This is a genomic window from Bradyrhizobium sp. Mp19, from assembly GCF_029952935.1.
Lineage (GTDB): Bacteria > Pseudomonadota > Alphaproteobacteria > Rhizobiales > Xanthobacteraceae > Bradyrhizobium > Bradyrhizobium elkanii.
The window spans coordinates 1-7,213 of record NZ_JASAUT010000122.1 but is presented as its reverse complement, the minus strand read 5'-3'; the positions used below and the strand labels follow the sequence as shown (position 1 = coordinate 7,213).

Here is a 7,213-nt window from a genome sequence, read left to right as displayed (position 1 = left end):
CAACCCCCATCTTCTGTGCAGCAAGGCTGCTCAAAGGTGCTCTACATCACACCTCCTTCGCGCCGTCGTGGCGCACCGTCGTCGGCGTAGCGTTCGAACGGAATGTGGGGATAAGACCCCTTCATCCAAACGTCGAACACGTAGTGCAGGAACAAGTTTGCCAGGATTGGACTGACCACACCCCCTTGAGGCGTGCCTGTCGTCCTCGCCTGAACCGATCCATCGGGCATCTCGACCGGAGCCTTAAGCCACCGCTCAATGTAGAGCCGGATCCAGTCAGCTTTCGTGTGTCGATAGACCGCGCGCATCAAGAGTTCATGATCGATCGTGTCGAAAAAGCTCTTGATGTCGAGATCTACGACCCAGTCGTGCTGCCAGCACCGCTTACGCGCCTGCTCTATGGCCTGATGGGCCGATTTTCCGGGCCTGTAGCCGTAGGAGTCCGGATCAAATTCTCCATCCAACTCCGGCTCCAGACACCGTTTGACCACCATCTGGGCGATACGGTCCGCGACCGTCGGTATGCCAAGAGGACGAACCCCACCGCCGGCCTTAGGAATCTCGACCCGCCGCACTGGTGGCGGGAAGTAACTTCCTGACGCCAACCGATTCCACAGCCGGTAGAGGTGGTTCTCAAGATCGCCGGCAAAGTCCTCTAGACTCTGGCCATCAACGCCCGCCGCCTTTCCCTTCTTCTTCACAAGCTTATAGGCCTCCCACACCATCCGCTTGGTGATGGGCAACGGTTTGCCGGAGTTCACCGTGCTCCTCCCGGTGTTCCCGGTTGGCACAGTGACGCCGGCAGGATAACGCAACCCCTTTGCTCCACGGCCATTACAGCCGCTTCGTCACTATTACGGGTTGCTCCGCCCCTGACGCATTGCGTCAGGTTCCCACGTTCCGTGTTGAAGCCTGTGACGAGATCATGCCGCCTATGCACCGGCTGCCGCGTGGGCCGTAAACAGGCTCCGCCCACACTCCTCCGAGCGCTACTACCCCACGCCCGTTTTGACAGCGTCTTGAACCCATTTCGATACGTCATCGGCGGTTCGCTTGCACTCATCTTCTTGTCACTTACCTGACGGTTTCATTCACCACCTTTTTCCTCATCGCTCACCACCGCGCCTTTTGAACGCGGCAGCATGGGGTGGTTTGAAGCCTGCCCCTGCAGGCCGGCTCCGGGAGGCCAAACTCCCATCTTCAACACAGCATCACCGGCGTCGCCGCCGGTGTTCGTGGCACACGGTAATAGGGGTTCTCGATCCAGCGGGCGCACAGCACCTCATCCGAGAGATTGCGCATGTGCTTCAGGATGAACAGGCCAGCGACAAGCCGCGTCGGCACGCCGGGCTGCCCCGAACCGGTTTGGCACACCGAACCAAAGCGGTCATCCAGAAACTTCCAGTCGATCAGCGCCGCCAACCGCACCAACGGGTGGCCCATGTCGATGATTTGATCAAGGGCCGGAAGCAACAGGTCTTTCTGGCGATCATCCCGCGGTTTGCTCATCGCCGTCCCCAATGCCGATGACCCGCCGTCAGGGAATCACGAATCGCTCGAAAGCAAAATCCCAAAACGCAAGAAAGCGCGGCCCAACACCCGGCTTTCCTGCAAATCGAATACTTTATCGAGACAACTTCTGCCTATCTCTCAGGCCGATCCGCATTCTTCACGGACGACTCCTGAATTGAGGGCCAGAGGCGCTCAGTGATGGTAGCGGCCCGGTCAGGAGACCTGGTTCGCAAGCAGACACTTTATTCGTTCGGCCTCTTCCCTCGACAGTTTCTCGGCCCAGTTGCCGTTCCTTAAAAGAGCTGGCCCCTTGCGTTCTCGATCGTAAACCATCCAGCCGATGGTGCCCTGACGAACGATGAGCCGTTGTGCTGCCAATTCCAAGACGGCCTCCAGTGGCACCTAGAAAAGAAGCTTCGACAAGGGCAAAATGCCTAGGGCGAGGCGTTGGGTTGTCGTGAGCCAAAAATCAACCCAAGAACCGATCATGACTTGTGCAAAGATATAGAGCAGCATCACGCACCAATCCGCAGCTCGTTCGGGCTTTGAGGTGCAATCCAACCACGCTCGAAGGAAGCGGCCGTTGCCATCCTGCCCAAGAAACTCTCTCACGTCCTAAATGGCAACCAAATTACTATCGCAACCAAAGGCTGTCTATCGTAAAGAAGGCAGCTTCGCTCCGTAAATGTCCGGGGTTGGCTAATCACTCAGGCAGTGATGCACCAAAGCAGATGAGGCCAACAATTAGCAGCGCGCCAGCGCATGCCTCCAAGACCTTCGATCTATGCCGACGTGCGTACAAGGCGAGGGCGGATCCCGAAATCATGCTCAGGATACCGAGTTCGCCTATCATTCTCGAACCAAATTGCTGAACTTGAAAAATGGCTTTGGACAAAACGAAGCGTCTAGACGAAGCCATCCGGTCGTCGCTTGAAATGAAATCATCTTCGGACACCCAGGCGCCGCACGCAGCCAGCGAGTTTCCATGTAGGCATTGAACCTTATCGCGCATCGGGCGACCTAGATGCCCTGCTCGGGTTACGGCTTTAGGCCGACGACGCTCTGCCGTTAAATAGATGGCGACAACCAGGGGCGACAACCTACTTGATTTGGTCCTTGAGGCTATCGCGGAAGTGTTGCCGATTAGATCCGCGCATTTAATTCCTTGGGTTTCCGGGCCGGCGAGCTCTAGTCGAAGCCGCGCGCTTCCGCCGCGCTCGGTTCCGGCCCGGTACGAAGTATTCGAGGCGCCAAGGATTGGAGGCATCGTCTCCGGGTAATTCCCCCCATATCGAATGCTGTTTCGCCAGCCGAGCCAAAGGTTCGGGCCAGGCTCGGGATCTCCGGGCTCTGGCGAGATAGCCTTCGCGAACCCGTCCATTCTCGAGCGCATCGAGGCCGGTGAGCGTGCTGATGGACGCGAGATTCATGGCCGAAAGCTGATCGCGCTTAAGCGGCGGGAGCGATGCTTTGCGGCTGCCAATTCCAAGGCAGCAATTCGTTAATGCGCTTGGCAGGGCATCCGGTACCTTGGGGGAAAGCTGGTTGCCGCCATTCCCCCAGCCTAAAGCGTCCTTTTTGCCATACGGCAATCGCTGCTCATGTTGGACGCAGAAAAATCTGATCCTCATGGCCTGGCGGCCCTAGTGTTCCCGTTTAGCCCACGCCCTTGAGATGAGGTCGCGTCGACGTGCAACCAGCCGGATGGTGTCTTGAACCAGCATTCGCCTGGTTTAACCCGGGTGTGCCCGTGTCCAGCTTTCCAGTACCGGACTGTTCTAAGAAGCGATGCGGGATGCCTGCCGATTGCGGTCGCAAAAGGTATATTCTGACGGTTCGTCAACCCAGCGGAGAATACCCATGGCCAAAAAGCCACGGTCTGCACCGCCTTCCAAGACCGTGCACCCCATCAGGTCATCGAAGATTAAGCACCTTGCAGGTATTGCGACGGCCACGCCGTTCAAGCTGAACAAGCATACCCAGGAATTCGAAGCATCCGTGCTGCGATACATTGAGCCAGAGGCGGCAAGGTGAAGTAGCGGTACAAACCCCTTTTTGATTTCATTACGTGGCCCCGCGAATGTGCAGACATCTGCACATCTGCGTGGCCCCCCCTTTTCGGTAGGCGGCAACTGTCGGTGGGGCATGTAAACCTATCGGGATCAATCTGTCTTTCTGCCCGCGCGGAGGCCCTCGCCATGAAGCGGATGTCGACCCCTGAAGCGATCGCGGCCGTCGCCTTGTTAGCGATCTTCGCGTTTGCGATTTGGTTTCACGCCATTGCCGTGAACGTCGAGCACTCGTCGTCGAACCGTGCGCGATCGATGGTCACACTTCGATGACCATAGAAAGTAGCAGAGGTCGGGATGCGTAAGATGCTGGTCTATGGCTCAGCTCGATAGAGTCTTGCCTCAGCTGTCACGGAATCGGGTACGAAGCCGTACAGGCCCACAGAACGCGAACTGAGAGGAGTTGGCCGCCATTTCCAACTCCCTGGCGAGATTAGTGATGGGATAGTCCATCGCCGAGTAGTTGCTGGTTCGTTAAACGCACCGCAGTGATAGCGCTGCTTTTGGGATGAGGCAGGCTCCTGCCGAACGATTTTATGATTCTCCAGCACATCGACATGGGAGAACCATGCGGCAGCTCAGAGGAGAGTATGAGGCTGCCCTCTCCTGCAACCGGCGTTTGCGGCGGTTGGGTTCGCATTCAAGACGATATTGAAAGGGCGCTTAGCCGGCATGATTTTGTGCGAGCGTATCGGTATGCTTTACGGCTTTGCCTGCTAGTCACGGAAGAAGCCGCAGCGTAGCGCGTTGAATCTAAAGTTCGCCACATAAAGTCTGCTGGGCTTTGTGGCAGAAGCGTTTGACGGAAGCCAAAATCTGGTTTCTGCGGACTTGGTCCATTTGAAGGGGCTTCGGGTTTCTGTTGTGCAAGTCGATGAGGGTACGGATGTCGGCCTCGAGCTGCCTGACGGAGGTGTGAACACCTCGCTGGATCTGCTTTCTGGTGAGCTCAGCGAACTAGCGCTCGACCTGATTGATCCATGACGCGGAAGTCGGCGTAAAATGCACATGGTAGTGAGGCCGGCGGCGAGCCACGCTTTGATCTTGGGTGTTTTGGGGGTGGCGTAGTTATCCATGCCGATATGGACATCAAGGCTTTCAGGGGCCTGGGCATCGATCTCATTTAAAAACTTCAAGAACTCGACTGCCCGGTGGCGCTTGTAGCATTTGCCGATGACGAACCCGGAGGCGACGTCGAGCGCGGCAAACAGCGAGGGGGTACCGTGCAGCACATAGCTGTGCGTGCGCCGTTCCGGGCACGTCAGGCATCATCGGCAAGACCGGCTGCTCGCGATCGAGAGCCTGAATCTGGCTTTTCTCATCGATGCTGAGGACGAGAGCTCGGTTCGGTGGGGATAGGTAAAGGCCGACGATATCGCGCAGCTTGTTGACAAACAGCGGATCGCTCGACAGCTTGAATGTCTGGCTACGGTGCGGCTGCAAGCCGAACGCCGACCACATTCGGCGGATCGTGGTGTGGTGTAGGAAAAGCCAGTTTCCGCAGCCATCGAGCGGCTCGACCAATGCGTCGCGTCGCCCGGCGTCGCTTGCAGCGTTCGCTCGATCAGGGCGGCAACCTGATTGTCGCTGATCGTGCGAGGGCGGCCAGGTCGCGCTTCGTCAAGCAGGCCATCACAGCGATCCTTCAAAAATCGGCGGCGCCACTTGCCAACGGTGTGGTCATGGATGCCGAGTTCGGCAGCCACGGACTTGTTTGGCAAGCCATCTGCACACCGCAGGATCGCGCGGCACCGCTCAGATAGCGATCGGGCAACTCGATGACGACGAATTTGCCTCTCCAAGTACGCTCGCTCCTGCGGACTGGGCACCAACGGCGCGATCGGCCGGCCTCTCACACCTGCATTAGCCAAAAGCGCTCTCCCCTACAGAGATTCGAGCTATCATATAATGTGGTGAACTTGCATTCCAGATGACTAGAAGATCGATTTTGGACGGGTGCGCCCCGGTAAGTCGTACCTGCGTTTGAGCCGGCGCTGAGGCCAAACTTGTAGTGCCAGCTCCCGCTTGAGCTGCGCGCTTCGTCCGGAACACGGACCAGGACATTTCCGGGGCATCGTGGGACATCCGTGACATCGTCGTCAGAATCGTCGGGAACGGCACGGGACATGATGGGACAATGAACACACGCCCCGCGCGTCAGCGCGTCTATCGGCAGGCGCAGGTGTCAGCTATGGCCGCGGGCCAACCATCGCTTCGCTCGCCGAGCGCCTTTGGCGCCTGGCGGTCGTCCCAACGGAACAAGTTCTGAGCGCGCGAAGCCTCAGCACAGCGCGCGAGCTACGCGGCCCGGCGCCACTCGGAAATGATGTTGCCGCTGCTCAGCACTCATCATCAGGGGGGCTTCTGGCGCCATTCGCGCCCAGCTTTTCGGCTGGTCTGAAGCAGAAGGTGCAACTTCAGTTCCTCGCATTTCTTTGCGACCTCCCAAACGGCGGCAGAGGAAGCTCGCCAGCTCACGGAGAGTATCGCTCGCCCGCTTCTCATGCATCTTTCGTCTCGGTCCATTCGGCTCCGGAGTAGATGTCGGGTTTATCAGGTGTTGGCGGGAGATTTCGTCGCGGTTCGTTATGGCCTCTTTCGCTCGGCGCCATAGGCCATTCAAAGATCAAGGTTAACTTCACAGCTTCCGCCCGGTCAGCGACTGACCGCAGCAGTTACGTGCTTGCATTCCTCGTCGTCATCGGCGTCTTCCTTGAAGACGGCGACTGCCACCAACCATCCATTTTTGCGTCCTTAAAGGGCTTGTCTCGGAAACGCATTCGTTCCGTCGTTATCGGCCGAGCAGACGCCGTTCAGGCAGGTGTTCCTACTCAGCGACGAGTCCTCTTACATTACCGGTTCAGAGATGATCGTGGATGGTAGTCTCACAATCGGCGTCCCACAGAAATCTGAAGCGCCCGAGACAATTTTTTGATGGGTATCGACTGAATGACGCCAACACACCCGTTTTCGTGCGCGGTTGTCAATTATGTCAGCGACCACGTATCCAAAGTACTATGTCGCTCGATCCAATTACGCGCCTTGGAGAATGCGGGTTTATCGTGCCAGCCAGGATGGTAGTCGAATTCGCGGGTGGACTGTTCAGCAGTGCGTCCGCGAATCTCTTCGCGTCAACCTCACTTGGAAAGGTTCTGGTTTCTCGAATGGAGTATCGATTTGGCCCTTTCGACTGGTTGAAGGAAACATACCAAGTGTGTTGTAGCCATATCCTTTTCGTGCTCATCGGCCGATGACTTTATGCCTCAACGCATGTGATGCAGCCGGATCTGCACAGTTTTTCAGTGACGATCATTAACTAGGGTGGTCATGCCTCCATCAGCAGGTCAATTGCGAGTATTGGTAGTTGATCGTTTGCGGCAATTGTCGTCGATGGAGGGCTTGACTATTTGGCAGGCCGTCGGATCGACCCAGCCCAGAAGGGCGGCAAGAAGATCGGGTTACACCGGCAGACTTGACCACGCCCCGCGCCGCCGAGGCCGGCGGGAGCGAAGCAATATCCGCTGTCTAACGCAGCCCCGATGCTTGGCTTGCTCGTGAACCGCCCCGGGATTGCCGGAGGCCCCAACTCCTGAGAAGGTGGGGCCGTTATGAGCAAGACGACGACGAACAAA

The 7,213-nt window shown here is 57.6% G+C and carries 3 protein-coding genes and 3 pseudogenes; 2 read left to right on the top strand and 4 right to left on the bottom strand.

All coding sequences use genetic code 11. The annotated features are described in order from the left end of the window. Positions 1 to 77 precede the first annotated feature (77 nt). The 3 genes and pseudogenes from ltrA to QJT82_RS44615 all read right to left on the bottom strand — a co-directional run. Positions 78 to 725, bottom strand: a pseudogene (gene ltrA, locus QJT82_RS44625) (group II intron reverse transcriptase/maturase); the annotation flags it as partial. A 517-nt stretch (positions 726 to 1,242) separates the two neighbouring features. Beyond that, a pseudogene (locus tag QJT82_RS44620) lies at positions 1,243 to 1,509 on the bottom strand (transposase); the annotation flags it as partial. 216 nt (positions 1,510 to 1,725) lie between these two features. Next, complete coding sequence (locus QJT82_RS44615; RefSeq protein ID WP_157788232.1) at positions 1,726 to 1,896, bottom strand: hypothetical protein; 171 nt, start codon at positions 1,894 to 1,896, stop codon at positions 1,726 to 1,728. Positions 1,897 to 3,372: 1,476 nt separating this feature from the next. Between QJT82_RS44615 and QJT82_RS44610 the strand changes: the two genes are divergently transcribed. Next, on the top strand, positions 3,373 to 3,546 hold the full coding sequence (locus QJT82_RS44610; protein WP_157788233.1) for a hypothetical protein: 174 nt from the start codon (positions 3,373 to 3,375) through the stop codon (positions 3,544 to 3,546). Between the two features lie 164 nt (positions 3,547 to 3,710). After that, complete coding sequence (locus QJT82_RS44605; RefSeq protein ID WP_157788234.1) at positions 3,711 to 3,854, top strand: hypothetical protein; 144 nt, start codon at positions 3,711 to 3,713, stop codon at positions 3,852 to 3,854. A 480-nt stretch (positions 3,855 to 4,334) separates the two neighbouring features. Here QJT82_RS44605 and QJT82_RS44600 read toward each other — a convergent pair. Next, positions 4,335 to 5,452: pseudogene (locus QJT82_RS44600) on the bottom strand (IS630 family transposase). Positions 5,453 to 7,213 lie beyond the last annotated feature (1,761 nt).